General features: G+C 29.7%; 1 protein-coding gene. It reads left to right on the forward strand.

Going from position 1 to position 256, the window contains the following annotated elements; translation table 11 throughout:
- On the forward strand, window positions 1-256 hold a 256-nt coding region (locus AOA61_RS30745; RefSeq protein ID WP_143521302.1), incomplete at both ends, for a DUF3231 family protein.

Consider the following 256-nt stretch of genomic DNA (forward strand, 5'->3'; position numbering starts at 1 on the left):
CACCAATGATTAACTACCCAAAAAAGGTGGAGTATATCACCAATGCCTCCTTTATATTCGGATATACCAATAAAAAGAGACCAATCAATGCGATTGAACTGAATGAGATTTTCTATAACACTGTAAGAAACAATTTTGGATCGATCCTTTGTTTAGGTATACTTCAAATTCTAAAGGATGACGAATTAAAAAAATATATTAAAAAAGGAAAGGAGTTATGCGACAAGCAAAATAAATTATTTAACGAAATTTTGTT

The sequence above is a fragment of the Pseudomonas sp. 2995-1 genome, assembly GCF_002742505.1.
Classification (GTDB): Bacteria; Pseudomonadota; Gammaproteobacteria; order Pseudomonadales; family Pseudomonadaceae; genus Aquipseudomonas; species Aquipseudomonas sivasensis.